The 24,987-nt window shown below is 54.6% G+C and carries 27 protein-coding genes; 15 read left to right on the forward strand and 12 right to left on the reverse strand.

The genetic code is table 11. From position 1 onward, the window contains the following. Nucleotides 1–39 precede the first annotated feature (39 nt). A complete protein-coding gene (locus ACKI5T_RS06115; RefSeq protein ID WP_407436343.1) occupies nt 40–852 on the reverse strand; it encodes a Cof-type HAD-IIB family hydrolase in 813 nt (270 codons plus the stop codon). Further along, on the reverse strand, nt 842–2,056 hold the full coding sequence (locus tag ACKI5T_RS06120) for an MFS transporter (protein ID WP_407436345.1): 1,215 nt from the start codon (nt 2,054–2,056) through the stop codon (nt 842–844). The genes ACKI5T_RS06115 and ACKI5T_RS06120 overlap by 11 nt, the downstream gene beginning before the upstream one ends. An 81-nt stretch (nt 2,057–2,137) precedes the next feature. Here ACKI5T_RS06120 and ACKI5T_RS06125 point away from each other — a divergent pair, with 81 nt between their 5' ends. Further along, entirely contained in the window at nt 2,138–2,686 is a 549-nt protein-coding gene (locus ACKI5T_RS06125) for a TetR/AcrR family transcriptional regulator (protein ID WP_407436347.1), read from the forward strand. A 232-nt stretch (nt 2,687–2,918) separates the two neighbouring features. On the opposite strand, the gene ACKI5T_RS06130 is transcribed toward ACKI5T_RS06125, so the two are convergent. After that, a complete protein-coding gene (locus tag ACKI5T_RS06130) occupies nt 2,919–4,604 on the reverse strand; it encodes an aspartate:alanine antiporter (RefSeq protein ID WP_012016762.1) in 1,686 nt (561 codons plus the stop codon). A gap of 276 nt (nt 4,605–4,880) precedes the next feature. Here ACKI5T_RS06130 and ACKI5T_RS06135 point away from each other — a divergent pair, with 276 nt between their 5' ends. Further along, nucleotides 4,881–5,249: an inner membrane protein YbjM gene (locus tag ACKI5T_RS06135; RefSeq protein WP_041689356.1), complete on the forward strand. Its 369-nt coding sequence runs from the start codon at nt 4,881–4,883 to the stop codon at nt 5,247–5,249. 30 nt (nt 5,250–5,279) lie between these two features. On the opposite strand, the gene ACKI5T_RS06140 is transcribed toward ACKI5T_RS06135, so the two are convergent. After that, nucleotides 5,280–5,549, reverse strand: coding sequence for a GrxA family glutaredoxin (locus ACKI5T_RS06140; protein WP_012016764.1), 270 nt, complete (start codon nt 5,547–5,549; stop codon nt 5,280–5,282). A 185-nt stretch (nt 5,550–5,734) separates the two neighbouring features. Between ACKI5T_RS06140 and nfsA the strand changes: the two genes are divergently transcribed. The 11 genes from nfsA (at nt 5,735) to ACKI5T_RS06195 (ending at nt 16,557) form a co-directional block, all read left to right on the forward strand. Then, the gene (nfsA, locus tag ACKI5T_RS06145) at nt 5,735–6,457 is read left to right on the forward strand and encodes an oxygen-insensitive NADPH nitroreductase (RefSeq protein WP_407436350.1); all 723 of its coding nucleotides are present in this window, start codon (nt 5,735–5,737) and stop codon (nt 6,455–6,457) included. A gap of 69 nt (nt 6,458–6,526) precedes the next feature. Continuing rightward, nucleotides 6,527–7,429 (forward strand): 30S ribosomal protein S6--L-glutamate ligase, encoded by a 903-nt coding sequence (rimK, locus tag ACKI5T_RS06150; RefSeq protein WP_407436352.1) that lies wholly within the window; start codon nt 6,527–6,529, stop codon nt 7,427–7,429. A 55-nt stretch (nt 7,430–7,484) separates the two neighbouring features. Then, a complete protein-coding gene (locus ACKI5T_RS06155; protein ID WP_407436354.1) occupies nt 7,485–7,964 on the forward strand; it encodes a YbjN domain-containing protein in 480 nt (159 codons plus the stop codon). 357 nt (nt 7,965–8,321) lie between these two features. Then, entirely contained in the window at nt 8,322–9,434 is a 1,113-nt protein-coding gene (gene potF, locus ACKI5T_RS06160; protein ID WP_407436356.1) for a spermidine/putrescine ABC transporter substrate-binding protein PotF, read from the forward strand. A gap of 107 nt (nt 9,435–9,541) precedes the next feature. Then, the gene (gene potG, locus ACKI5T_RS06165; RefSeq protein WP_012016769.1) at nt 9,542–10,675 is read left to right on the forward strand and encodes a putrescine ABC transporter ATP-binding subunit PotG; all 1,134 of its coding nucleotides are present in this window, start codon (nt 9,542–9,544) and stop codon (nt 10,673–10,675) included. A gap of 9 nt (nt 10,676–10,684) precedes the next feature. Further along, nucleotides 10,685–11,638: a putrescine ABC transporter permease PotH gene (potH, locus tag ACKI5T_RS06170; protein WP_407436358.1), complete on the forward strand. Its 954-nt coding sequence runs from the start codon at nt 10,685–10,687 to the stop codon at nt 11,636–11,638. After that, a complete protein-coding gene (gene potI / locus ACKI5T_RS06175; RefSeq protein ID WP_235135194.1) occupies nt 11,635–12,480 on the forward strand; it encodes a putrescine ABC transporter permease PotI in 846 nt (281 codons plus the stop codon). Before potH ends, potI begins: the two co-directional genes overlap by 4 nt. Before the next feature lie 42 nt (nt 12,481–12,522). Further along, nucleotides 12,523–13,020 carry a YbjO family protein gene (locus tag ACKI5T_RS06180; protein ID WP_150099565.1) on the forward strand — a complete coding sequence of 166 codons (498 nt, stop codon included), beginning with the start codon at nt 12,523–12,525 and terminating at the stop codon, nt 13,018–13,020. Between the two features lie 164 nt (nt 13,021–13,184). After that, nucleotides 13,185–14,312 carry a 23S rRNA (uracil(747)-C(5))-methyltransferase RlmC gene (gene rlmC / locus ACKI5T_RS06185; protein ID WP_407436360.1) on the forward strand — a complete coding sequence of 376 codons (1,128 nt, stop codon included), beginning with the start codon at nt 13,185–13,187 and terminating at the stop codon, nt 14,310–14,312. A gap of 72 nt (nt 14,313–14,384) precedes the next feature. Next, nucleotides 14,385–15,101 (forward strand): response regulator transcription factor, encoded by a 717-nt coding sequence (locus ACKI5T_RS06190; RefSeq protein ID WP_407436362.1) that lies wholly within the window; start codon nt 14,385–14,387, stop codon nt 15,099–15,101. Continuing rightward, nucleotides 15,085–16,557, forward strand: coding sequence for a sensor histidine kinase (locus tag ACKI5T_RS06195; RefSeq protein ID WP_407436364.1), 1,473 nt, complete (start codon nt 15,085–15,087; stop codon nt 16,555–16,557). The genes ACKI5T_RS06190 and ACKI5T_RS06195 overlap by 17 nt, the downstream gene beginning before the upstream one ends. Nucleotides 16,558–16,598: 41 nt before the next feature. Here ACKI5T_RS06195 and artJ read toward each other — a convergent pair whose 3' ends face one another. From artJ to ACKI5T_RS06225, 6 genes are all read right to left on the reverse strand, one after another. Beyond that, the gene (artJ, locus tag ACKI5T_RS06200) at nt 16,599–17,330 is read right to left on the reverse strand and encodes an arginine ABC transporter substrate-binding protein ArtJ (protein WP_407436366.1); all 732 of its coding nucleotides are present in this window, start codon (nt 17,328–17,330) and stop codon (nt 16,599–16,601) included. Nucleotides 17,331–17,508: 178 nt separating this feature from the next. Next, complete coding sequence (artM, locus tag ACKI5T_RS06205) at nt 17,509–18,177, reverse strand: arginine ABC transporter permease ArtM (RefSeq protein ID WP_012016777.1); 669 nt, start codon at nt 18,175–18,177, stop codon at nt 17,509–17,511. Beyond that, a complete protein-coding gene (artQ, locus tag ACKI5T_RS06210; protein ID WP_407436368.1) occupies nt 18,177–18,893 on the reverse strand; it encodes an arginine ABC transporter permease ArtQ in 717 nt (238 codons plus the stop codon). Before artQ ends, artM begins: the two co-directional genes overlap by 1 nt. Before the next feature lie 6 nt (nt 18,894–18,899). After that, nucleotides 18,900–19,631, reverse strand: coding sequence for an arginine ABC transporter substrate-binding protein ArtI (gene artI / locus ACKI5T_RS06215; RefSeq protein ID WP_012016779.1), 732 nt, complete (start codon nt 19,629–19,631; stop codon nt 18,900–18,902). 19 nt (nt 19,632–19,650) lie between these two features. Further along, nucleotides 19,651–20,379: an arginine ABC transporter ATP-binding protein ArtP gene (gene artP / locus ACKI5T_RS06220; RefSeq protein ID WP_407436370.1), complete on the reverse strand. Its 729-nt coding sequence runs from the start codon at nt 20,377–20,379 to the stop codon at nt 19,651–19,653. A gap of 217 nt (nt 20,380–20,596) precedes the next feature. After that, nucleotides 20,597–21,115 carry a lipoprotein gene (locus ACKI5T_RS06225; protein WP_407436372.1) on the reverse strand — a complete coding sequence of 173 codons (519 nt, stop codon included), beginning with the start codon at nt 21,113–21,115 and terminating at the stop codon, nt 20,597–20,599. A 164-nt stretch (nt 21,116–21,279) separates the two neighbouring features. On the opposite strand from ACKI5T_RS06225, the gene ACKI5T_RS06230 reads away from it, so the two are divergent. Beyond that, nucleotides 21,280–21,603, forward strand: a complete 324-nt coding sequence (locus ACKI5T_RS06230; protein WP_407436374.1) for a heavy metal-binding domain-containing protein — start codon at nt 21,280–21,282, stop codon at nt 21,601–21,603. Continuing rightward, nucleotides 21,600–22,430, forward strand: coding sequence for an N-acetylmuramoyl-L-alanine amidase (locus ACKI5T_RS06235; protein WP_407436376.1), 831 nt, complete (start codon nt 21,600–21,602; stop codon nt 22,428–22,430). Before ACKI5T_RS06230 ends, ACKI5T_RS06235 begins: the two co-directional genes overlap by 4 nt. A gap of 6 nt (nt 22,431–22,436) precedes the next feature. Here the strand turns inward: ACKI5T_RS06235 and ACKI5T_RS06240 are convergent, their stop codons facing one another. Then, a complete protein-coding gene (locus tag ACKI5T_RS06240; protein ID WP_407436378.1) occupies nt 22,437–23,450 on the reverse strand; it encodes an NAD-dependent epimerase/dehydratase family protein in 1,014 nt (337 codons plus the stop codon). A 92-nt stretch (nt 23,451–23,542) separates the two neighbouring features. Next, nucleotides 23,543–24,979 carry a DUF2867 domain-containing protein gene (locus ACKI5T_RS06245; protein ID WP_407436380.1) on the reverse strand — a complete coding sequence of 479 codons (1,437 nt, stop codon included), beginning with the start codon at nt 24,977–24,979 and terminating at the stop codon, nt 23,543–23,545. Nucleotides 24,980–24,987 lie beyond the last annotated feature (8 nt).

The following is a 24,987-nucleotide window of genomic DNA, read 5'->3' on the forward strand; positions in this document are numbered from 1 at the left end:
GTAACCCGGCCCGCACTAATGTGCGACCGGGCTAAGCCATCAGTTGAATGGCGCTTCTTTAGTTAACACTTTCTCGATCACGTCCAGTACGCCTTCTTCGTTATTGTGCGGCGCCTCAAAACGAGCGACGTCTTTGATATGCGCTTTGGCATTCGCCATCGCAAAGCTAAAGCCTGACTGACGCAGCATTTCGATGTCGTTCCCGCTGTCACCGAAGGCCACCACTTCACTGTCCTCAATGTCCCACAGCTTCTGCAAAATACGCAGACCGTTCGCTTTGTGCACACCCGGAATAATCAGGTCGATATTGCCGTGCCCGGTGGTAACCGGCACCATAATATCGCTGAGCTCCGCATGAATCATGGCCTGAATGCGTGGGATCTCGCTGTCCGGCAGGTTCAGTCCAAACTTAAAGAAGATGTCGTTCAGATTCTCGAAATTTTCGACCATTTCGAGGCGGTGGTAATATTTCGCCGCCATCTCTTTCAGTGAATCGTCGTAAGATTTCAGGGTGTAAGCGCTGTTTTTCCCGCAGGCGATAACGTCCACTTCGGGCAGGGAACAGAGAAAGCGCGCGACCGTGTCAAACTGCGTTTTACTCAATTCGCCGTTGAACACATCTTCACGGCCATTCACCACCCAGCCGCCATTTTCGGCGACGAAGGCGATTTCATGCGCGATCTCAGGGAAGAAAGAGATCAGCTGATAATACTGATTCCCGCTGGCGACCACGAAGCGAATGCCTTGCTGTTTCATGCGTTCATACTGCGCCAGAAAGCGTTCGCGATTGTAGGTTTTGGCGTCGCTTAAAAAGGTGCCATCCATGTCGACTGCGATTAACTTAACGCTCATATCCCTTCTCCATAGCTGAGTCTTGCGAATCCGGTTTGGCGACGGCTTTTGCCACCAGCGCGGCAACAATGACTAACGCTAACACCACTAGCATGGCGCTGCGTAACCCGTAATGCTCGCCGAGGAAACCGAGCAGCGGCGGGCCGACCAGAAAGGCCAGATAGCCCGTCGTCGCAACCACGCTGACGCGCGTCGGCGCATCCGGGCCGGTGTCGCTGGCGGCGGAAATGGTCAGTGGGAAGCCCAGCGATGCGCCTGCGCCCCAAAGAATCACCGATACGCCTGCTATCCAGTCCACGTCAACAAAGATAATTAATGCGATGCCCAATGCACCCATCAGCGCACTGGCGCGGACCACGGCCACGCGGCTGTAGCGATCGATAAACCAGCCGCCGGTAAAGCGCCCGACGGTCATACCGAGCGTGAATCCAGCGTAAATCAGCGAGCCAGAGGTCGGGCTAAAACCGTGGCCGTCGACCATCAGCAGCGGTAGCCAGTCGTTAGCGGAGCCTTCGGCAAAGGCCATCGCCAGAACCACGACACCAATCAGCATCAACTGCATATCGCGATAAAACGGCAAACCTTTCTCCGCCGATTTTTGCTCTTCCGCGGTGTTTTTACCGGTGCCGTCAGGAATGGCGGTGATGCCGGTGAGAATCGGGATAATGCAGACCAGTGCCGCCAGTAAAATATGTAAATTCGCCGCGACACCGAACGCTGTCAGCGCCATGCCCACGCCAGCACCTGCCAGCGTGCCGAGGCTGTAAAAGCCGTGCATCATCGGCAGCACGGTTTTATTCATCTCGCGTTCAACGGCGGCGCCTTCTACGTTAATGGCCACTTCTGCCGCGCCAAAGCTGCCGCCAAAGACCGTCAGGCCAAGGGCGAACATCAGCGGCGAGGCAAACCACAGCGCCACGCTCAGGAACACCATTCCCAGTACCGCGCAGCACATGGTGGTGCGGATGACGGTGCGTGTTCCAAAGCGCTTAACCAGCCACGCGGAGCACAGAATGCCGCTCATTGAGCCAATCGACAGGCCAAACAGCACGATGCCCATTTCTGCGGTAGATACCGTCAAAATATCGCGGATGGCGGGCGTGCGCGTGGCCCAGGACGCCATCAGCAATCCGGGAATAAAGAAGAACATAAAGAGCGCCCACATGCGTCGCTGCAGGGCCTTGTGCGGAGAAGTTAAGGTCATTCGAATCACACCAGAAGCATAACAATAGCGACAACACTAGCAAGATTGTGTACATTTGTACATAAAGTGAAAGAGGAATTTATGAGCAGACGACCGAACGATCCACTGCGCCGGGAAAGAATACTTCAGGCGACTCTGGAGACCATAGCAGAGCATGGGATAGATGCCGTCACGCACCGTAAAATCGCCACCTGCGCGGGCGTGCCGCTAGGGTCGATGACCTATTATTTCGACGGCATGGATTCACTGCTGGAAGAGGCGTTCACGCGTTTTACCTGTGATATGTCACAGCAATATTGCGACTTTTTTGCGGGCGTGACCGGGCCGGAAATGGCCTGTGAATCCATTACTACGCTGATCCACAGTTCCGAAGTCACCACGCCACATAATATGGAGCTGATGTATCAACTTTACGCGCTGATGAGCCGTAAGCCCGCGTTAAAAAAGGTGATGCAGGACTGGATGCAAACCAGCCAGTCGACGCTTGAGCAGTGGTTTGATCCAGTGACCGCCCGCGCGTTGGATGCGTTTATCGAAGGGATGACGCTGCATTTTGTGACCGACAGCCAGCCGCTCTCGCGAGACGATATTCGACAGATGGTGGGACGGATTGCAGGTGAAAATTGCTGATGCAGATAACGGTTTTTGATACCGGAAAAGTAGGAATCGAGATGCTTGACTGGAGATGCTGTGAATTTCAGGCAACAAAAAACCCATCAACCTTGAACCAAAACGGCGGGGTTGATGGGCTCCACAAAATGGGGGACATCAAAGAAAAGCAGTGGCACTAATTATGACTGCCTCCTTTTGGAAAAGTTCTGCGCATAGCCAAAATAATTTTCTCGATGCGCAAACTTGAGAGTTATCCGAGTCCCGGCCAGATGATGATGATTAGCGTACCGGCCAGTGTGAGCAGCACGTTAGCAATGGCGTACGTGCCCGCGTAGCCCAGCGCGGGTATGTTACTGCGCGCAGTATCGCTGATAATTTCCATCGCGGGGGCGCAGGTGCGGGCACCCATCATGGCGCCAAATAACATCGCGCGGTTCATGCGCAGGACGTAAGCGCCGAACAGGAAACAGATCACCACCGGCAGCAGGCTGACAATCAAACCGGCGACCAGCATCTGCCAGCCGACGGCCCCCAGACTGTGCCCAATACCGCTGCCCGCGCTTAAACCGACGCCCGCCATAAAGACCATCAGACCAAACTCTTTCACCATATTTAGCGCACCCTGCGGGATATAGCCGAAGGTTGGGTGGTTAGCACGCAGGAAGCCAAGCATAATCCCGGCGAATAAGAGTCCGGCGGCGTTGCCGACGCCGAAGCTGAAGTTGCTGAACTGGAACGTGATCATTCCAATCATCAGACCGACAATAAAGAAGGCGCAGAACGCCAGCAGATCGGTCACCTGGCTGTGGATGGAGATAAAGCCGATGCGGTCGGCAACAGTTTTCACACGGCGCGCGTCGCCGCTCACCTGCAGGACGTCACCTTTATTGAGAACCACATTGTCGTCGATCGGCATTTCAATCTGGCTGCGGATCACACGGTTTAAGAAGCAACCGTGATCGGTCAGCTTGAGTTGCGCCAGGCGGCGGCCCACGGCGTTGTGGTTTTTGACCACAATTTCTTCGGTGACGATGCGCATGTCGAGCAGATCGCGGTCAAACACCTCTTTGCCGTTACGGAAGCTGGGGTCGAGACGGGCATGCGCATCGGGATAACCCACCAGCGCGATATCGTCACCCATCTGTAATACCGCGTCGCCGTCCGGGTTCGCCAGAATGCCGTTGCGGCGAATACGTTCGATGTAACAGCCGGTCTGGCGATAGATCCCCAGCTCGCGCAAATTTTTACCGTCGGCCCAGGCAACCAGCTCCGGGCCCACGCGATAAGCGCGGATCACCGGTAAGTAGACTTTGCGTTTGGTGTCGGTATCCAGGCCGCGTTCACGGGCGATTTGTTGGGCGCTGGTTTGCAAATCCTGATGCTGTAATTTTGGCAAATAGCGTGCGGCGACAATCAGGCTGACCAGACCGATCAGATAGGTCAGGGCATAGCCTAAACTCAGATGATCAAGCGCAACGGAAAGTTGGCTCCCTTCCATCCCCGAATGGCGCAAGGTGTCGCCAGCACCGACGAGAACGGGCGTCGAGGTCATCGACCCTGCCAGCATGCCTGCGGTTAACCCAATATCCCAGCCAAACAGTTTGCCCAACCCTAACGCGATAATCAGTGCGCTACCGACCATCACCAGCGCCAGCATCAGATAATTTTTGCCGTCGCGAAAGAAAATTGAAAAAAAGTTCGGGCCCGCTTCCACGCCGACGCAAAAAATAAACAGCATAAATCCAAGGTTTAGCGCGTCGGTGTTAATGCTGAAATGTTGTTGGCCTAATAATAATGAGACGACTAAAACGCCAATGGAATTACCGAGTTGAACTGAACCCAGGCGTAATTTGCCCAGGCACAGGCCTAATGCCAGTACAACAAATAATAACAGGATGTAATTCCCGTTTAACAAATCTGCGACGTTTATATTCACGAAGGCTAACTTCTTGTTTACCGTTAAGCTGTTGAAAGAAAGGGTTATTTAGGCTACTGTTTTGTTCCATGCGCGAGCTGAAAAATACACTTTTCTCACACTAAAAATATATCCGCAGAACAATAACTGGCCGATAGTCTAATCGCATTGGATATTCAGAGCCAGTAAAGATCGCATATCACCTATGGGCTTTGGCAAGGAGTGCCACGTTGCTTTATCTGACTGGGCGTCCGCTGGACGAATGTGTATTCGATAGAGATGAAGTCAGGAGGATTTTTGAACATAAAACGGAACTGGGCGGGGGTCGCCTGCTGTTTCTTGTTGTTTACCGCGGTTTGCCTTGTATTAGCGAATGTGAAGGGCGCATTTCGGTCTTCAGGTCATCCTGAGCTGGGGTTACTGTTTTTCATTCTCCCTGGGATGGCGGCCAGTTTTCTGACGCGCGGTGAAGAGGTATTCAAACCGCTGATTGGCGCGATCCTGGCGGCACCGCTGTGCCTGGTGGTGATGCGTTGGGTGTTTGTGCCGTCGCGTTCGCTGTGGCAGGAACTGGCGTGGCTGATGAGCGGGATATTCTGGTGTGCGCTGGGCGCGTTGTGTTTTCTCTTTGCGCGCAGTCTGATCCGACGTCTGCGTCACAAATAAAAACGCCCTCCAGAGAGGGCGCTTCACACGTTACTGGGCAGCAAAAAGACCCAGATTCTCTTTCGCGTAGGCTTCGAAATCAGTGAAACCACCAATGTGCGTCTGATCGAGGAAAATCTGCGGTACGGTTTCAACCGGTTTACCCACTGTTTTTTCGAGGTCAGATTTGCTGATGCCTTCCGCGTGGATATCGACGTAGCGGAAGTTAAAGTCATCACGCTCAGCGGTCAGTTTTTCTGCCAGTTCTTTAGCGCGCACGCAGTAAGGGCAACCTGGACGTCCAAAAATCACTGCAAACATATCTCTCTCCTAAAACGTAAGCCCGACGGCGAATGACGCTTATAGTGCACGATAACCTGCCCTCATGAAAAGCAGGTTTCACCTGTCGCTTTGATACCTTCAGGCTATATTTCGCCAATTACACGGTCACCATCTTTGCCTATACTGGCTGGAAACCGCGTAAAGAGAGAGAAAAGAGAGACCCAATGACCCCGACGATTGATGTGATCCGTTCCCACCGTTCTATCCGCCATTACACCGACAAACCGATTACGGATGCCCAGCGGGAGGCGATTATCGCGAGTGCGCAGGGGACGTCCAGCTCCAGTTTCTTGCAGTGCACCTCGATTATCCGTATTACCGATCCGGCCATGCGCGAACAACTGGTGACGCTCACGGGCGGGCAAAAGCATGTCGGACAAGCAGCTGAGTTTTGGGTGTTCTGCGCCGACTTTAATCGTCATCTGCAAATTTGCCCGGATGCGCAGCTGGGGCTGGCAGAACAGCTTCTGCTGGGCGTTGTGGATACCGCAATGATGGCGCAAAATACGCTGACAGCCGCCGAATCGCTGGGTTTAGGTGGTGTGTATATCGGTGGCATTCGCAACAACATTGAAAGTGTGACGGAACTCCTGCAACTGCCAAAACATGTTTTACCGCTGTTTGGCCTGTGCCTTGGCTGGCCCGCTGATAATCCGGATGTGAAGCCGCGCATCCCTGCCGCGATGCTGATGCATGAAAATCACTATCAGCCCGTGGATGCTGACGTACTGGCGCAATACGACGACGATCTTGCCAACTATTATCTGACGCGCGACAGCAATAATCGCCGCGATACCTGGAGCGATCATATTCGTCGCACCATCATTAAAGAAAACCGTCCGTTTATTCTCGACTATTTGCATAAACAGGGCTGGGCCGTGCGATAGCGCATTTATCCTGTGCCTGGCTGCGTATATGATACGCAGGCTCTTATTGAGATTTTGGAGAGGTGCAGGGTGAAAATTGCCATTTTGTCCCGGGATGGAACGCTCTATTCTTGTAAGCGCCTGCTTGACGCGGCGAATAAGCGTGGCCATGTGGTTGAGATCCTCGATCCGCTGTCGTGCTATATGAACATCAGCCCGGCGGCGTCTTCTATACATTATAAAGGTCGTCATTTACCGCACTTCGACGCGGTGATCCCGCGCATCGGTTCGCAAATGACCTTCTATGGCACCGCCGCTTTGCGTCAGTTCGAGATGCTCGGCAGTTACCCCCTGAATGAATCCGTTGCCATCACCCGCGCGCGCGACAAATTGCGCTCCCTGCAGCTACTCGCGAGACAGGGCATCGATTTACCAATGACCGGCATTGCCCATTCGCCCGACGACACCAGCGATTTAATTGCGATGGTGGGCGGCGCGCCGCTGGTGGTGAAACTTGTGGAAGGGACTCAGGGCATTGGCGTGGTGCTGGCCGAAACGCGTCAGGCGGCCGAGAGTGTGATTGACGCGTTTCGCGGCCTGAACGCGCATATTCTGGTGCAGGAATATATCGAAGAGGCGAAAGGGCGCGACATTCGCTGCCTGGTCGTCGGCAATGAAGTGGTGGCGGCGATTGAACGCCAGGCGAAAGACGGCGATTTCCGCTCTAATTTGCACCGAGGCGGTGTGGCGCGAATCGCGGACATCACCGAGCGCGAACGTGAAATTGCCATCACAGCGGCGCAAACCCTTGGGCTGGATATCGCGGGCGTGGATATTTTGCGCGCGAACCGCGGGCCTCTTGTGATGGAAGTGAATGCCTCGCCGGGCCTTGAAGGGATCGAGAAAACCACGGGCGTCGATATTGCGGGTAAAATGATTTCATGGATTGAGCGCCACGCCACGCCGGGCTATTGCCTTAAAACGGGTGGTTAGGAACGCGCTTTTTGCGTACTCTAAGCAAAGTTTTTTATTAAGAGGCTGCACTGCTATGGATTTACAGGTCGTTCCAACTCTGGATACGTTACGCCACTGGCTCGACGATGCGGGCATCACTTACTTTGAGTGTGATTCCTGTCAGGCGTTGCACCTGCCGCACATGCAAAATTTCGACGGCATTTTTGACGCCAAAATCGACCTGATCAACGACGTGATCCTTTTCTCGGCGCTCGCCGAAGTAAAACCGTCGGCACTGCTGGCCCTGGCCTCTGATTTATCGGCGATCAATGCCGGTTCTTTGACCGTAAAAGCATTTCTCGATATTCAGGATGATAATCTGCCAAAATTGGTGGTTTGCCAGTCTTTATGCGCCGGAGCGGGGCTGTCATTTCAGCAGTTCGCCTGGTTTATGCGCCAGAGCGAAGAGCAAATCTCGATGGTTATGTTAGAGGCCAGCGCGCATCATCTGCTGTTTACGCCTGAAGATGAAGAACTCGAGAATAACGAGTCACGCGACCCCTTTCTGCACTAAAACACAATGATACTCACGCAGTCGCTACCGCAGCGGCTGCATAACACCCTTTATTCTGCTGCTTTTAACCTTCCTTTAAAGAATATTTCACCTGTCTTCGGGCCAGTTCGGCTTATCACATAGACCCTTTCTGCATAAAAAATTGATAAAAACCGCTTTTTAATCTGGGCTATAGCCTGGGGCACAGGCTACAGTTATTCTTGCGGAGCTTAAAAAAGCGAGCGAAAACTGCCAGAAGGTTTTTTCTTTTGCGTCAGGCAGAGCGACAAAATATGCACGATTCTTGCATATCCCCCAATGCATGCTTTTAGTTCGTTTGTTAACAACAGTTAACGAGCTTTCATAAGGAATAACGATATGGTCGCCTTTAATAAAAAATGGTTATCGGGTCTGGTTGCGGGCGCTCTGATGGCTGTCTCTGCCGGTACGCTCGCTGCGGAACAAAAAACGCTGCACATTTATAACTGGTCTGATTATATCGCGCCGGATACGGTGGCGAATTTCGAAAAAGAGACCGGGATTAAAGTGGTTTATGACGTGTTTGATTCCAACGAAGTGCTGGAAGGCAAACTGATGGCGGGAAGCACCGGCTTTGACCTGGTGGTTCCATCGGCCAGTTTCCTTGAGCGCCAGCTGGCGGCCGGCGTGTTCCAGCCGTTGGACAAAAGCAAGATGCCGAACTGGAAAAACCTCGATCCTGAAGTGCTCAAGATGGTCGCGAAGCACGATCCGGACAACAAGTACGCTTTACCGTATTTGTGGGCGACGACCGGGATTGGCTACAACGTTGATAAGGTCAAAAAAGCGCTGGGAACCGACGTACCGCTGGACAGCTGGGATATGGTAATGAAACCGGAAAACCTGGCAAAACTGAAAAGCTGCGGCGTCTCATTCCTGGATGCGCCTGAAGAGATTTTCGCCACCGTGCTGAATTATCTCGGCAAAGATCCGAACAGCACCAAAGCAGATGACTACACCGGGCCGGCTACCGACCTGCTGCTGAAGCTGCGTCCAAACATTCGCTACTTCCACTCTTCTCAGTACATTAACGATCTCGCTAACGGCGATATCTGCGTCGCTATCGGCTGGGCGGGTGACGTCTGGCAGGCGGCTAACCGTGCGAAAGAAGCGAAGAATGGCGTGAACGTGACGTATACGATCCCGAAAGAGGGGGCGCTGGCGTTCTTTGACGTCTTCGCGATGCCTGCGGATGCGAAAAACAAAGATGAAGCCTATCAGTTCCTGAACTATCTGCTGCGTCCGGAAGTGATTGCCCATATCAGCGATCACGTCTTCTATGCCAACGGTAACAAAGCGTCGGTGCCGCTGATCAGCGCTGAAGTGCGTGACAATCCGGCTATCTTCCCGCCGGCAGACGTGTTCGCCAAGCTGTTCACGCTGAAAGTACAAGACCCGAAAATCGACCGCGTGCGTACCCGTGCGTGGACGAAGGTGAAAAGCGGTAAATAATTCATTCACCGACTTTTTCCAGGCCGGGAATGTGCAGAACATCCCGGCAACAGGCGCACCGAAAGGGTGCGCCTGCACCAGTTTAGATTGATGCCGGAGAGCACCCCGTGAATGAAGCGACCCCCCGCCCGCAGGCGAAAACCCGTAAAGCGCTGACCCCGCTTCTTGAAATCCGTAACCTGACGAAGTCCTTTGATGGTCAGCATGCCGTGGACGATGTCAGCCTCACCATCTACAAAGGCGAGATCTTTGCGCTGCTCGGCGCGTCTGGCTGTGGTAAATCGACGCTGTTGCGGATGCTGGCCGGTTTTGAACAGCCCACCGCCGGGCAAATTATGCTGGATGGCGTCGATCTCTCTCGCGTGCCGCCTTACGAGCGCCCGATCAATATGATGTTTCAGTCTTACGCCCTGTTCCCGCACATGACGGTGGAGCAGAACATCGCGTTTGGCCTGAAGCAGGACAAACTGCCAAAAGCCGAAATCACGGCCCGCGTGGCCGAAATGCTCAGCCTGGTGCACATGCAGGAATTCGCGAAGCGCAAGCCGCATCAGCTTTCTGGCGGCCAGCGCCAGCGCGTGGCGCTAGCGCGTAGCCTGGCAAAACGGCCAAAACTGTTGCTGCTCGACGAGCCGATGGGGGCGCTGGATAAAAAGCTGCGCGACCGCATGCAGCTTGAAGTGGTGGATATTCTTGAGCGTGTCGGCGCGACCTGTGTGATGGTGACGCACGATCAGGAAGAGGCCATGACCATGGCCGGACGTATCGCGATCATGAACCGCGGCAAGTTCGTGCAAATTGGCGAGCCGGAAGAGATTTATGAGCACCCGACTACGCGCTACAGCGCGGAATTTATCGGCTCGGTCAATGTGTTTGAAGGGCTGCTGAAAGAACGTCAGGAAGATGGTCTGGTGATTGAAGCGCCAGGGCTGGTACATCCGCTTAAAGTGGACCCTGACGCCTCGGTCGTGGATAACGTGCCGGTTTACGTGGCCCTACGTCCAGAAAAAATCATGCTCTGCGAGGAATCGCCTGCCGATGGCTATAACTTCGCCGTCGGTGAAGTGGTGCATATTGCTTACCTGGGCGATCTCTCGATTTATCACGTTCGACTCAAAAGTGGGCAGATGATCAGCGCCCAGTTGCAGAACGAGCACCGTTACCGAAAAGGGCTGCCTACGTGGGGCGACGAAGTGCGTCTTTACTGGGACGCGGACAGTTGCGTCGTGCTGACGGTATAAGGAGCGGCAATGAGTACACTTGAACCCCCTGTCCGCGATCCTAAAACCAGCGGATTCGCGAAATGGCTGACGCATATGCAGATGGCGCATGGCCGCAAGCTGGTGATCGCTATGCCGTACGTGTGGCTGATCCTGCTGTTCCTGCTGCCGTTCCTGATTGTCTTCAAGATAAGCCTCGCCGAAATGGCGCGGGCGATCCCGCCGTATACCAATCTGATGGAGTGGGCGGATGGAACGCTGACGATCGCGCTGAATTTGGGCAATTACCTGCAGCTCACCGACGATCCGCTCTATTTCGAAGCGTATTTGCAGTCATTGCAGATAGCTGCGGTGTCGACGATCTGCTGTCTGGCGATCGGCTATCCGCTTGCGTGGGCGGTGGCGCACAGCAAACCGTCGACGCGCAATATTTTGCTGTTGCTGGTGATTCTGCCGTCCTGGACCTCGTTTCTGATCCGCGTGTACGCGTGGATGGGGATCCTGAAAAACAACGGTGTGCTGAATAACTTCTTGCTGTGGCTCGGCGTTATCGATCAGCCGCTGACGATTTTGCACACCAATCTGGCGGTGTATATCGGCATTGTGTACGCCTATCTGCCGTTTATGGTTCTGCCGATTTATACGGCGCTGACGCGTATTGATTACTCGCTGGTAGAAGCCTCACTGGATCTCGGTGCCCGTCCGCTGAAAACGTTTTTCAACGTGATTGTCCCGCTTACCAAAGGCGGCATTATTGCGGGGTCAATGCTGGTGTTTATCCCGGCGGTCGGTGAGTTTGTTATTCCGGAACTGCTCGGCGGCCCGGACAGCATTATGATTGGTCGCGTGCTGTGGCAGGAGTTCTTTAATAACCGCGACTGGCCGGTGGCCTCTGCGGTCGCGATTGTCATGCTGCTGTTGCTGATCGTGCCAATCATGTGGTTCCACAAGCATCAGCAAAAACAGATGGGAGGTAACGGATGAATAATTTACCGGTCGTACGCTCTCCGTGGCGCATTTTGATTCTGGTACTGAGCTTCACGTTCCTTTATGCCCCGATGTTGATGCTGGTCATCTACTCGTTCAACAGCTCCAAATTGGTGACCGTCTGGGCGGGCTGGTCGACGCGTTGGTACGGCGAATTGTTCCGCGATAGCGCCATGATGAGCGCGGTGGGATTAAGCCTGACGATTGCCGCCTGCGCGGCCACCATGGCCTGCGTACTCGGTACGATTGCCGCGCTGGTGATGGTGCGATTCGGTCGCTTCCGCGGCTCAACGGGCTTTGCGTTTATGATTACGGCTCCGCTGGTTATGCCGGACGTCATTACCGGTTTGTCGCTGCTGCTGCTGTTTGTCGCCCTCGCACATGCGATTGGCTGGCCGGCGGATCGTGGCATGTTGACCATCTGGCTGGCGCACGTCACCTTCTGCACAGCTTATGTGGCGGTGGTGATTTCATCGCGTCTGCGCGAGCTGGACCATTCGATTGAAGAGGCGGCGATGGATCTCGGTGCCACACCGGTGAAAGTCTTCTTCATCATTACGCTGCCGATGATTATGCCTGCGGTGATCTCCGGCTGGCTGCTGGCGTTCACATTGTCGCTCGATGATTTGGTGATCGCCAGCTTCGTTTCTGGCCCGGGTGCTACGACGCTGCCGATGCTGGTTTTCTCCAGCGTGCGCATGGGCGTTAACCCTGAGATTAACGCCCTGGCGTCAATCATTTTAGGTGTCGTGGGCGTCGTGGGCTTTATCGCCTGGTATCTGATGGCGCGCGCGGAAAAACAGCGCGTACGTGATATCCAGCGTGCAAGACGCGGCTGAAGCATTTAAAATTCTCAATGAAGTGCCGCGCGTGTCGCGGCACTGTTTTTCAGGGAAGTAAAAACATTGGGATTCTTTACTAAATCGCGACAAGCACATGCTCGCCTGAACGTACCTGCTTTTGTGCAGGTAGCGGCGCTCGCCATTATCATGATCCGCTGTCTGGATTTAGTGATGCTGTTTAATATGCTGGGTCTGCGCGGCGTGGGGGAATTTATCCATCGCAGCGTGCAAACGTGGAATTTAACGCTCGTTTTTATGGGCAGCCTGGCACTGGTTTTTGTTGAGATCTACTGCGCTTTTTCCCTGGCGAAAGGGCGTAACTGGGCGCGGTGGGTGTTTCTGCTGACGCAGGTGATTGCCACGGGTTATCTGTGGGCTGCGTCGATCGGCTATGGTTATCCCGAGCTGTTCAGTATTGCCGGTGAGTCGAAACGGGACATTTTCCGCTCGCTGATGCTGCAAAAACTTCCGGATCTGCTGGTGCTGTTCCTCCTCTTTGTTCCCGCGTCCAGCCGACGATTTTTCCGTCTGCAATAACGTGTATACACGTCATCCTTCACGCTGTCTCTGCGTTGGCGGCGTCTGCTCACCCCAGTCACTGGCTTGAGTAAGCTGCTGGGGATTCTCAGACTTGCCGCCTTGATACAACTTGAATGATTTTGTGTATATAATCGCAGCCCCGTTATTCTTAAGGTTTTCCTATGCAGTGCGCACTCTTTGATGCCGGTCGTTGCCGTTCCTGTCAGTGGATAGCGCAGCCGGTCTCCCAACAACTCTCTGCCAAAATGACCGATTTGCAGCAACTGCTTGCTGCGCACCCGGTGGCGGAGTGGTGCGCACCCGTCAGCGGGCCGGAGCAGGGCTTTCGCAATAAAGCCAAAATGGTGGTGAGTGGGAGCGTCGAAAAACCGCTGCTAGGCATGCTCCATCGTGACGGTACGCCAGAGGATTTGACCGACTGTCCGCTCTATCCCGCTTCGTTTGAGCCGGTCTTCGCGGCGCTGAAACCTTTTATCGCCCGCGCGGGTTTAACGCCCTATAACGTCGAGCGCAAACGCGGTGAACTCAAATACCTACTGTTAACCGAAAGCCAGCTCGACGGCGGAATGATGCTGCGCTTTGTTCTGCGTTCCGAAGCCAAACTTGAACAACTGCGCGCGGCGCTGCCGTGGCTTCAGCAGCAGTTACCGCAGCTGAGAGTGATCACGGCGAATATTCAGCCAGTGCATATGGCGATTATGGAAGGGGAGAAAGAGATTTTCTTCACCGACCAGCAGGCGCTGGCGGAACGCTTTAACGACGTCCCGCTGTGGATCCGCCCGCACAGTTTCTTCCAGACCAACCCGACGGTGGCGAGCCAGCTCTATGCCACAGCGCGCGACTGGGTACGGGCGCTAAATATCCATCATATGTGGGATTTATTCTGTGGCGTTGGTGGCTTTGGCCTGCACTGCGCTACGCCGCAGATGACGCTGACGGGGATTGAGATTTCACCAGAGGCCATTGCCTGCGCCAGGCAATCTGCTGCGCAATTAGGCTTAACCGATCTGCATTTTCAGGCGCTCGATTCTGCCGAGTTCGCCACCGGCCAGGGGCGCGTGCCTGAACTGGTGCTGGTGAATCCCCCGCGTCGGGGCATAGGTAAAACGCTGTGCGATTACCTGAGCCAGATGGCGCCTGACTTCATCATCTATTCCAGCTGTAACGCTCAGACCATGGCAAAGGATTTTGGCCACTTGCCGGGCTACCGTGTAGAGCGGGTGCAGCTTTTCGATATGTTCCCGCATACCGCGCACTACGAAGTGTTGACGCTGCTCGTTAAATCTTAAACAAAATGTGAACTCTTCTGCCGCCCAAAATCAGGTAAGCTTTAACGGTTAAACACTGAAAAAGGCTTACTGATGGCGGCGGCAAAACAGATCCTGCTGGTGGAAGACGACGGCGATATCGCGTCTCTCCTGCGTTTACATCTTGAAGACGAAGGTTACGTCATCACCCATGAGGTCGATGGTGCCAAAGCGTTGCTGCTGCTTGAGCAGGCGCAATGGGATGCGGTGATCCTCGATCTGATGTTGCCTCACGTCGACGGGCTGGAGATTTGTCGTCGCATTCGCCAGCTCACCCGATATCTGCCCATCATTATTATCAGCGCCCGCAGCAGCGAAACCGACCGCATCACGGGGTTGGAAACCGGCGCGGATGATTATCTGGCTAAACCCTTTTCCGTGCAGGAGCTGATTGCCCGCATTAAAGCGCTGTTTCGTCGCCAGCAGGCGATGGGGCTGGCGCAAACCAACGGGCAAATTTATGCACACGGCCTGGCGCTGGATCCGCTTTTGCGCAGCGTGCAGTTGAACGGCAAAGAGGTGGTGCTCACCCCACGCGAATTTGAGCTGCTGTATTTCTTTGCCCGACATCCCGGCGAAGTTTTCTCGCGTCTGGCTTTGCTTGAGCAGGTCTGGGGCTATCAGCACGAAGGCTACGAACACACCGTCAACACCCATATCAACCGTCTGCGGATCAAGATAGAAAAAGACGCCGCCGAGCCGGAAATCATTCGTACCGTCTGGGGCAAAGGCTATAAATTTGCGGAGTTTACTCATGACGCGGCGGTTTAGCCTCAGCCAGCGGCTCACGCTGCTGTTTATTCTGTTGCTGGTGCTCAGCGCGGCCGTGGCCTGCGTGGTGCAGCTCTACACCAGTATGCAGTACGGCAACGCCATGGTTCAGCGCCTGTCGGGCGGGCTGGCGCAGCAGATTGCCCAGCGCGAGCCGATTCTTGATGCGCAAGGCAAGGTCGATCGCAGTCGTCTTAAACCGCTGTTCGATCGGCTGATGACTTTCAACCCCAGCGTTGAGCTGTATGTGATTTCGCCGGACGGCGAGCTGCTGGCTGATGCGGCCCCGCCGGGGCACATTCAGCGGCAACGCATTGCGATTGCGCCGCTGCAAAATTTCCTTAGCGGAGAAACGTGGCCGCTGTATGGCGACGATCCGCGCAGTCTCGATAAGCAAAAAGTCTTCAGCGCCACGCCGCTTCGCCAGGACGGTCAGCTTCGCGGCTATTTGTACATCATCCTGCAAGGTGAAGAATTTAACGCGCTTGCGGACATGGCCTGGCACAAAACGCTGTGGAGCACCGCGATGTGGTCGTTGCTGCTGGTGGCCCTGTTTGGCCTGCTGGCGGGCCTGCTGGTGCGCTATTGGGTGACACAACCGGTCAAGCGCCTGACGGTGGAAGTCTCCGGCCTGGAGCAGGACAGCATCAGCGCGATTAAACAGCTTGCAGATCAGCCGCTCGAAAACAGCACGGGTGATGAGGTGGCGCTGCTGCGCAACACCTTTATCGAACTGGCGCGCAAGATTACGTCTCAGTGGGATCAGCTGGCCGACAGCGATCGCCAGCGCCGGGAGTTTATCGCCAATATTTCTCACGATTTGCGCACGCCGCTCACTTCGCTGTTGGGGTATCTGGAGACGCTGTCGATGAAATCCGCGACCCTGACGGCAGAAGAGAGCCAAAAGTATCTGGCCACGGCGCTGCGACAGGGGCAAAAGGTGCGGCATCTTTCGCAGCAGCTGTTTGAGCTGGCGCGCCTCGAATATGGTGGCATCAAACCGCAGCGCGAACGTTTTGCGATGGGCGAGCTGATTTCCGATGTAGCGCAGAAGTTCGAGCTGACCGCGCAGACCCGCGAGCTTCGCCTGCATATTGATGTGCCTGGGCGGCTGCCGCTGGTCAATGCCGACGTCTCTATGATCGAGCGGGTGGTGACGAATCTGCTGGATAACGCCATGCGGCACACGCCTGCGGGCGGTGATATTCGCCTGGCGGTGTGGCAGGAAAATCAGCAATTGCAGGTAGAAGTGACGGACAGTGGACCGGGAATTGCGGCAGCGTTACGGGACGATCTCTTCCAGCGCCCGTCTGCGCTGAGTCAGCAGGCATCGCGAGAAAATCGTGGTGGCTTAGGGCTGCTGATCGTGAAAAGGATGCTGGAGCTGCATGGCGGCGGGATTAACCTGATGGAGGCGGCGAGCGGGGCGCGTTTCCGCTTTTATGTACCGTTATAAATCGGTAATAAAAAGCCGGGCGAGTGCCCGGCGAGACGTGATTATTGTGGGAACCACTGGTCACTGATTTTCTGGTAAGTGCCGTCGGCTTTAATTGCTTTCAGCGCGCCGTTCAGTTTTTCCAGCAGAGCTTTGTTATCCGGGCGAACCGCGATGCCAAGGCCTGTACCAAAGTACTGCGCATCGGTCACTTTTTCCGTCGCTGTACCCAACTGAGGGTTGGTTTTCAGCCACTCATTCACCACGGCGGTATCGCCAAACACACCATCAATACGGCCATTTTTCAGGTCGATAATCGCGTTCTGGTAGCTATCGTAAGCCACGGTTTTGACTTCAGGATGTTGGTCCTGCAGATATTTCTGGTGCGTGGTGCCGTTTTCCATCCCGATGCGTTTGCCTTTCAGCTCGGCGAAAGATTTGTAGGTGTCTTTTTTCGCAATAACGACCGCAGAGTTAGCGTAGTACGGCTCGGTGAAAGAGACCTGTTTGCTACGATCTGGCGTGATGTCCATGCCGGAGATGACCGCATCGTATTTTTTAAATTTCAGCGCCGGGATCAGGCTGTCGAACGCGTGGTTGGTAAAAGTGCAGTCGGCCTGCATTTGTTTGCACAGCGCTTTCGCCAGGTCGATATCAAAACCCACGATCTGGTTGCTGGCATCCAGCGATTCAAATGGCGGATAGGTGGCGGAAACCCCAAAGCTGATTTTATCTGCGGCTGATGCGCCAGCGGCGAAAGTTGCCAGTAATGCGGCCAGAACGTACTTTTTCATTTTACTGCTCCCGTCTGTCAATCTGTCTTATGCGCCGTGTCTTCGGCATAAATCAACAATGCCATTTATTGAATTTATATGCAATAAAAATGATTAAATATTATTGAGTTTATAAAAAAAGACGGGCAGTGGTGAGACTTGCCCGTCTTTCAAATTCACGGTTTATGCAGTTTATTGATTAATTTCTGCGCTCAAAGGCCAGCGCTTTGTTCTCGATAAGACGCATCATCAGCGTCAGCAGACCGTTCACAATCAGATAAACCAGACCTGCCGCACCAAACACCATGACGTCATAGGTACGACCGTACAGCAGCTGTCCGTGACCCATTACTTCCATCAATGTGATGGTGTAAGCCAAAGAGGTACTTTTAAACACCAGCACCACTTCGTTGGAATAGGAAGAGAGCGCGCGTTTAAACGCATACGGCAGCAGGATCGCCAGCGTGTCTTTCTTGCTCATCCCCAACGCGCCGCAGGACTGCCACTGGCCTTCCGGAATGGCGCGGATCGCGCCATAGAAAAGCTGCGTGGTATACGCCGCGCTGTTTAGCGACAGGGCAATCAACGCGCAAAGCCAGGGTTCAGATAGCAGATGCCAGATAACCGGGTATTCCTGCAGCGTCGGGAACTGGCCCGGACCGTAGTAAATCAGGAAGATCTGCACCAGCAGCGGCGTACCCGTAAACAGTGTGATGTACGCGCGAACAATCCACACCAGCACCGGCGTTTTCAGCGTCAGGACGATGGTAAAAATCAGCGCCAGAATCAGAGCCACCACGATAGACGCCACGGTGAGCGTCAGGCTGGTGTGCAGCCCTTTCATCAGCTCAGGTAAATACTCAAGCATCAGCCGGGTCTCCGTTCAAAGCGCGTGGCGCGCAGGTCAATGCGTTTCAGAACGTACTGACTGAGTAACGTGATCACCAGGTAGATAGCCGCCGCAACGATATACCAGGTGAAGGGCTCCTGGGTGCGGGTGGCAATGCTTTTTGTCTGGAGCATTAAATCGTTCACGCTTATCAGGCTCACCAGCGCGGTATCTTTCAGCAATACCAGCCACTGATTTCCCAGGCCCGGCAGGGCATGACGCCACATCTGAGGCATTACCAGACGGAAGAAAATCGCCGTCTTAGATAAACCCAACGCCTGACCGGATTCCCACTGCCCAATCGGAACCGCTTTCAGCGCACCGCGTAGCGTTTGCGACGCGTAGGCGGAATAGAGCAGAGAAAGCGCGATTACGCCACATAGGAACGGGCTAACGTCAAAGTTCTCGATCTGCATTTGCACGGGAATCTGGGCAAAACCCAGGTTTAGCGTGAAGCCGTCAGACAGCGTCAGCAGCAGCTGTGAAGAGCCGAAATAGATAAACAGGACCACCAGAATTTCTGGCAGTCCGCGCAGGACGGTGACCAGTGCGGAGCCCATCCATGCGATTGGGCGCCATTTCGCTGACTCCCACACCGCAAAGACCATCGCCAGCGCCAGGCCGATAATGAGCGCACAAACGGCAAGGCCGACGGTCATCCCGGCGGCGCTTGCTAGAGGAAAAAATTCGTTCATCAGATCTTACTTCTGGAACCATTTGGCATAGATGGTTTCGTAGGTGCCGTCTTTTTTCACTTTTTCGAGAGCAGCGTTGAATTTCTGCTGCAATTCAGTGTTGCCCTGACGTACCGCGATGCCCAGACCTGTGCCAAAGTAATCTTTGTCGGTCACTTTATCGCCGACTGGCGCCAGCTTATCGTTGGCTTTCAGCCATTCGGTGACTACCGCAGTATCACCAAAGACGGCGTCGATACGACCATTCTGCAGATCCAGTTTCGCATTCTGGTAGCTGTCGTAAGGCACGGTGGTGATTTCCGGATGTTTATCCATGATGAATTTCTGGTGCGTCGTGCCGTTCTGTACGCCGACTTTTTTGCCTTTCAGCAGATCAATAGAGGCAAATTTGCCTTTCTGACCGATGAACAGGGCGGAGTTGTCGTAGTAAGGGGTAGAGAACAGCACCTGTTTCTCGCGCTCTGGAGTGATGTCCATACCGGCCATGACCGCGTCGATGCGCTTAAATTTCAGGCTTGGGATCAGGCTATCGAAAGACTGGTTGGCGAAGGTGCAGGTCGCGTCGATCTCTTTACACAGCGCGTTTGCCAGGTCCACGTCAAAGCCCACAATTTTGTTGTTTGCATCGATAGACTCAAACGGAGGATAAGAGGCTTCGGTGGCAAAGCGGATAGTCTGTGCTGCGGTAGCGGAAAGGCTGATGCTAGCAAGCAGTGCGGCAATCAATACTTTTTTCATTATCATTTTCCCTAACACATCAGTGAGATAAATAGTTTTTAAAGGCGTCAGTTTGCGGAGCGGTGAAGCAGCTCGCATCCCCTTGCTCGACGATAAGACCGTTTTCCATATACACCACGCGGCTGGCGGTTTTGCGCGCCACTTCCACTTCGTGCGTCACGATGACTTGCGTGATATTCGTTTCAGCCAGTTCGCGGATGATGCTGACGATCTGGGCGGTAATTTCCGGATCCAGCGCGGCGGTTGGCTCATCGAACAGCAGCACAGCGGGTTCCATCATTAGCGCACGGGCAATAGCGACGCGCTGCTGTTGACCACCGGAAAGATGCAGTGGATAGCGGTCGCTGTAAGGTTTCAGGCGCAGACGGTCCAGTAACTTTTCGGCACGCGCCAGCGCCTGATCTTTGCTTAAACCCAGCACGCGGCAGGGCGCTTCAATCAGGTTTTGCTGTACGGTCAGGTGCGGCCAGAGATTATATTGCTGAAAGACCATGCCGACGTTCTGACGCAAATTGCGGATCGCTTTCTCAGACGGCGTTTTGGCAAAATCAAAGTGATTTCCGGCGATAGCAAGCGTGCCGGAGCGTGGCATTTCAAGCAGGTTAAGGACGCGCAGCAGTGAGCTTTTACCTGCGCCGCTTGGGCCAAGTAAAACCAGCGTTTCGCCCTCGGGGCAGTTCAGCGTGATGTCGAACAGCGCCTGGTGTGCGCCGTAGAAGCAGTTAATGCCGTTTAGTTGAATACTCATCGGGGCAGTCTTTACTCATCCAGGCAATCTATAGCAATTGAGGCCGCAGATAGTACCGTTGACAGAATAGTTATGCAATATTTATGCGTTAAAAGTTAAATATAACCCGTAATTCTATCTAAACATAGCACAAAATAGCGGAAGGCAAATGGGGCGAGAATAAATGTCGGCATTCCTCATGAAATGCCGGACATTTTACGGGGGTAACGGTTTTTACTCAGCGATTTTCAATCGACTGGCGCAGCGTGCCAGCCGGGGCGTGGACGCTGCCACCGATATAGCGGACGTCATCAATTGCCCAGCATTGACCTTCGCGGATCATCAGCACTTCATCCTGCCAGGACTGGTCGCCCTGAGTCAGTTTCACTCTTAACGGGATGTTTCGTGCGTCGGTATTTGGGATGGTCGAGGCGCTGGCAACCTTCGCACTGTCAGGCGGCGTGGTGCGACTGGAGAACGGATCGGACTGAAGCAGCGCGTTGTGCTGCGGGTCGCGAGTGGCATCGCTCAGCAGTTTCGCCAGGTTGTCGCTCAGATACGGGCGCAGGGCGGTGATGTCGTTGCTGCGATGCTGAATTCGGTAGTCGTAGAACTGCTGGGCTACCACATCAGGACCGCCGTCAATGCAAGGGCCGCTGCGGGTTCCGATATCCTTGAAAGCCGGTGTAACAGGCGTGGTGCAGGCGCTGAGCAGCAGCGCGCAGGGCACCAAAAGCGTCAAAGCAGAATAGCGCATGTTGATTTCCTTAATGATTAACTATCCTTTCAATCATAGCGTAACGAACCGATAATGCTGGGGAAGTGATGCGCTAAGGCATTGAACGCTATACCCGTCATACTTCGGGTCGCCGACGGGGTGTCGCTACACGACGGTTCAGGGCATATAAAAGGAGAGACACAATGCAGTTTTCAACAACCCCTACGCTGGAAGGGCAAACGATCGTCGAGTATTGCGGCGTGGTGACGGGTGAGGCCATCCTAGGTGCGAATATTTTCCGCGACTTTTTTGCGGGCATCCGCGATATCGTCGGTGGACGTTCCGGAGCCTATGAAAAAGAGTTGCGCAAAGCGCGTGAAATTGCATTCAAAGAGCTGGGCGAGCAGGCCAAAGCGCTGGGCGCTGACGCGGTGGTAGGGATTGATATCGACTATGAAACGGTTGGTAAAGACGCCAGCATGCTGATGGTGAGTGTCAGCGGTACCGCGGTGAAAACGCGTCGATGAAACGTTTGTTGTCCCTTTCCCTGCTGGCGTTGCTGCTGGCGGGATGTGCGGGTGAAAAGGGCATCGTCGATAAAGGGGCGTATGAGCTGGATACCCGCCATCAGGCGCAGGCTGCGTACCCGCGCATCAAAGTGCTGGTCATCCATTATACGGCTGATGATTTCGACAGTTCGCTGGCTACGCTGACTGATAAACACGTCAGCTCGCATTATCTTATTCCGGCTAAACCACCTGCGCCAGATGGCAAACCGCGTATCTGGCAACTGGTGCCTGAAAGCGAACTGGCCTGGCATGCGGGCGTCAGTTTCTGGCGCGGAACGAACCGCATTAACGATACGTCGATTGGCATTGAGCTGGAAAACCGGGGCTGGCAGAAAACGGGTAGTGTGAAGACCTTTACCTCGTTTGAACCCGCGCAAATCGCCGCGCTCATTCCGCTCGCCAAAGACATTATCGCCCGGTACGACATCAAGCCGCAGAACGTGGTGGCGCATTCTGATATTGCCCCTCAACGCAAAGACGATCCCGGCCCGCTATTCCCGTGGCAAGCGCTTGCCCAGCACGGGATTGGCGCATGGCCCGATCCGGCTCGCGTCGCGTTTTATCTCAACGGAAAGCCGCCGTATCAGAGCGTAGAGCCTGCAGCATTGCTCGATCTGCTGGCGCGTTACGGGTATGAAGTGCCGGAAAATAGCACTGAGGCACAGAAGAAACGCGTCATTATGGCGTTTCAGATGCACTACCGTCCCGAGGTCTGGAACGGTATTGCGGATGCGCAGTCCATGGCGATTGCCGAGGCGTTATTAGAAAAGTACGGGCAGGGATAATTCGCGTTAGCGGTGCAGTTTGCCGTGATCGCGCAGCCACGCCGCCGTGCGCACAATGCCCTCGTCCAGCGTGACGATAGGCTTGTACCCCAGCTCGTTTTCAGCACGCGTGGTGTCCAGCGTAAAATCAAAATTAAGCTTCGAAACGCCGTAGTGGGTCAGCGCGGGCTCTTTGGCTGATTTATTGCCAAAACGCTCCATGCTGCGGGCGATCATGTCCAGCATCGGGTAGGGCACAGAACGAATGCGACAGTGAATATTCAGCTCGTCAATCAGCCGTTGCACGATGTTGCGCAGGCTCTGCGGTTCGCCGTTGGTGATGTTGTACGCGCGCCCTGAAACAAGATGATCGCACTCCGGCTGGCTCGCCAGCCACATCGCATGAATCGCATTTTCAAAATAGGTCATATCCACCAGCGCATCGCCACCGCGCGGCAACAGCACGCTGCCGTAGTGATGCATCATCTGCGCCAGACGCGGGATAAACACTTTATCGTGCGGCCCAAACAGGCTTTGCGGACGCAGAACGGTAAAGCGCGTATGAGGGTTTGACTGCGCCAGCAGATCGATGACCTCTTCGCTGGCAGCTTTGCTGCGCGCAAATTCGCAGGCGAACCGTGCGGGGCGGAAATCTTCCTGGATATTGCGATGATGGTGATAATCGAAATAGAGCGACGGAGAGGAGACATGAATGAAATTACGCACCCCCCACGCGACAGACCATTCGCCGAGACGGCGGGTGGCGCGAACGTTCGCGAGGTCAAAGGCTTCCTGCGTTCCCCAGGGCGAGGTAAAACTGGAGCAGTGCCACAGCGTATCGATTCCGGCGAGCATCACTTTTGCCTGCGAAGAAACCAGCTCCGTCAGGTCGGCCTGGATGAATTCCGCCCCCATTTTTTGCAGGAGCCTACCCATCGCTTCGTTGCGGCCGGTGGCTCTAACGTTGATGCCTTTGTTGCGAAGAAACTCGACCGCATTTCGGCCTAAGCCGCTGGTGGCGCCGGTAACCAGTACCTTCATATCAATCCACTGTGTTGAAAAGAATTTCGTGCGCATTCTTCCGTGAATCACGCCACGATGCAATGGGAAAGGTGAAAGAATCAGAGTATTAATCAGACTTTTTCTGTCTTGTGTTCTGCAAGATGCGCAATCCGTTTTGCCATGCCGCGGAAGATAAACAGGTGTGCCGGAATCATCAACAGCCAGTAGAAAAGCCCCGGCATTCCGTGCGGATGCCACCACGCACGCACGTCCAGTTCACGGTGATCGCCTTTGTCTTTCAGCGTAAAGCATAACCGCCCAAGGCCGGGCGCTTTCATGCCGAACAGCAGCGCCAGCTGTTTTTCTGGCTCAACGATAATCACTTTCCAGCTATCGACCGTATCGCCTGGCTGGAGCATGGCGTGTGCTGGACGGCCTTTTGCCAGCTTGTGTCCCACCAGCAGATCCAGCATCCCGCGCGTTTGCCAAAGAATATTGCCAAAGAAATAGCGCTCTTTGCCGCCAATTTGATTCACCACTTCCCAGAGGGCTTCAAGGCTGGCGCTGGTTTTTACCGTGAATCCCGCCTGTTTGGCGTAATAACCGTACTCCGGACGCCAGCGGGCAAAGGCCTGCGCGTCGTAACCCCAGTCGCTGGAGTTCACCAGTTTTTCTTCTTCTTTTAACGTGTTGCGCACGGCGTCGTCGAAACGAATCAGATCCTGTGGGATTAGCGCACGCAGTTCGCGGTCATCGGCCAGCAGATCGTGTTTCAGCCCCTGGATCAGCGCTTTGGCCGTCGTCGGCGGAACGGACGTAATGACGTTCAAAAACCAGACGGAGATCCAACTGGTCGGGAAGGGGATGGGCACCAGCAAGCGGCGACGCCCGCTGACCCTCATAAAATGCTCAAACTGTTCCTGATAGCTCAGCACTTCAGGCCCGGCCGCTTCCAGCACGCGATGTTGTGCGCTGGGATGATTCAGCAGTTCTATCAGATAATGCAGCAGATTTTCTAGCGCAATCGGCGTGGTGCGGGAGCGCACCCAGCGCGGCGGCGTGAGAATCGGCAGGTTGTAAACCATATCGCGCATCACTTCGAAAGCCGCTGACCCTGCGCCCACGATGATCCCGGCACGTAATTCGGTGAGCGGAATATCGGCACTGCGCAGCGTTTCCGCCGTAAGCTGGCGCGCGCGCAGGTGATCGGACTGCTCGCTTTCAGGCGCCTGCAATGAGCTTAAGAAAATAATCTGCTTAACGGGCGTTTCCAGCAGGGCATCACGTACGTTCAACGCCACCTGGCGCTCGTGCGCGATAAAATCACCGCCTTCGCCCATGCTGTGCACCAGATAATAGAGCGTATCGACGCCTTCCAGCAGGACGGGCAGTTCCTTCGGCCAGTTGAGATCAACATTGTGACAGCGGACGTTGGGCAGGTTTAGCTTCTGGAGGCGCTCAGTGTTGCGTGCCGCCGCCAGCACCTGATGTCCTTGCTCACTTAATGCGGACGTCAAATGCTGACCGATATAGCCACTGGCGCCGAGCACCAGAATACGTTGCGGCACGGTGTGCT

The sequence above is a fragment of the Lelliottia sp. genome, from assembly GCF_045627565.1.
GTDB lineage: Bacteria > Pseudomonadota > Gammaproteobacteria > Enterobacterales > Enterobacteriaceae > Enterobacter.

Excerpts from the sequence above, each read along its gene's own strand:
- potH (WP_407436358.1), top strand. The coding sequence starts at position 10,685 with ATGAGTACACTTGAACCCCCTGTCCGCGATCCTAAAACCAGCGGATTC.
- artJ (WP_407436366.1), bottom strand. The coding sequence starts at position 17,330 with ATGAAAAAGTACGTTCTGGCCGCATTACTGGCAACTTTCGCCGCTGGC.
- ACKI5T_RS06115 (WP_407436343.1), bottom strand. The coding sequence starts at position 852 with ATGAGCGTTAAGTTAATCGCAGTCGACATGGATGGCACCTTTTTAAGC.
- artM (WP_012016777.1), bottom strand. The coding sequence starts at position 18,177 with ATGCTTGAGTATTTACCTGAGCTGATGAAAGGGCTGCACACCAGCCTG.
- potI (WP_235135194.1), top strand. The coding sequence starts at position 11,635 with ATGAATAATTTACCGGTCGTACGCTCTCCGTGGCGCATTTTGATTCTG.
- ACKI5T_RS06195 (WP_407436364.1), top strand. The coding sequence starts at position 15,085 with ATGACGCGGCGGTTTAGCCTCAGCCAGCGGCTCACGCTGCTGTTTATT.
- artQ (WP_407436368.1), bottom strand. The coding sequence starts at position 18,893 with ATGAACGAATTTTTTCCTCTAGCAAGCGCCGCCGGGATGACCGTCGGC.
- ACKI5T_RS06125 (WP_407436347.1), top strand. The coding sequence starts at position 2,138 with ATGAGCAGACGACCGAACGATCCACTGCGCCGGGAAAGAATACTTCAG.
- ACKI5T_RS06230 (WP_407436374.1), top strand. The coding sequence starts at position 21,280 with ATGCAGTTTTCAACAACCCCTACGCTGGAAGGGCAAACGATCGTCGAG.
- artP (WP_407436370.1), bottom strand. The coding sequence starts at position 20,379 with ATGAGTATTCAACTAAACGGCATTAACTGCTTCTACGGCGCACACCAG.
- potF (WP_407436356.1), top strand. The coding sequence starts at position 8,322 with ATGGTCGCCTTTAATAAAAAATGGTTATCGGGTCTGGTTGCGGGCGCT.
- ACKI5T_RS06240 (WP_407436378.1), bottom strand. The coding sequence starts at position 23,450 with ATGAAGGTACTGGTTACCGGCGCCACCAGCGGCTTAGGCCGAAATGCG.
- artI (WP_012016779.1), bottom strand. The coding sequence starts at position 19,631 with ATGAAAAAAGTATTGATTGCCGCACTGCTTGCTAGCATCAGCCTTTCC.
- ACKI5T_RS06225 (WP_407436372.1), bottom strand. The coding sequence starts at position 21,115 with ATGCGCTATTCTGCTTTGACGCTTTTGGTGCCCTGCGCGCTGCTGCTC.
- ACKI5T_RS06140 (WP_012016764.1), bottom strand. The coding sequence starts at position 5,549 with ATGTTTGCAGTGATTTTTGGACGTCCAGGTTGCCCTTACTGCGTGCGC.
- ACKI5T_RS06120 (WP_407436345.1), bottom strand. The coding sequence starts at position 2,056 with ATGACCTTAACTTCTCCGCACAAGGCCCTGCAGCGACGCATGTGGGCG.
- nfsA (WP_407436350.1), top strand. The coding sequence starts at position 5,735 with ATGACCCCGACGATTGATGTGATCCGTTCCCACCGTTCTATCCGCCAT.
- ACKI5T_RS06190 (WP_407436362.1), top strand. The coding sequence starts at position 14,385 with ATGGCGGCGGCAAAACAGATCCTGCTGGTGGAAGACGACGGCGATATC.
- ACKI5T_RS06235 (WP_407436376.1), top strand. The coding sequence starts at position 21,600 with ATGAAACGTTTGTTGTCCCTTTCCCTGCTGGCGTTGCTGCTGGCGGGA.
- ACKI5T_RS06155 (WP_407436354.1), top strand. The coding sequence starts at position 7,485 with ATGGATTTACAGGTCGTTCCAACTCTGGATACGTTACGCCACTGGCTC.
- rlmC (WP_407436360.1), top strand. The coding sequence starts at position 13,185 with ATGCAGTGCGCACTCTTTGATGCCGGTCGTTGCCGTTCCTGTCAGTGG.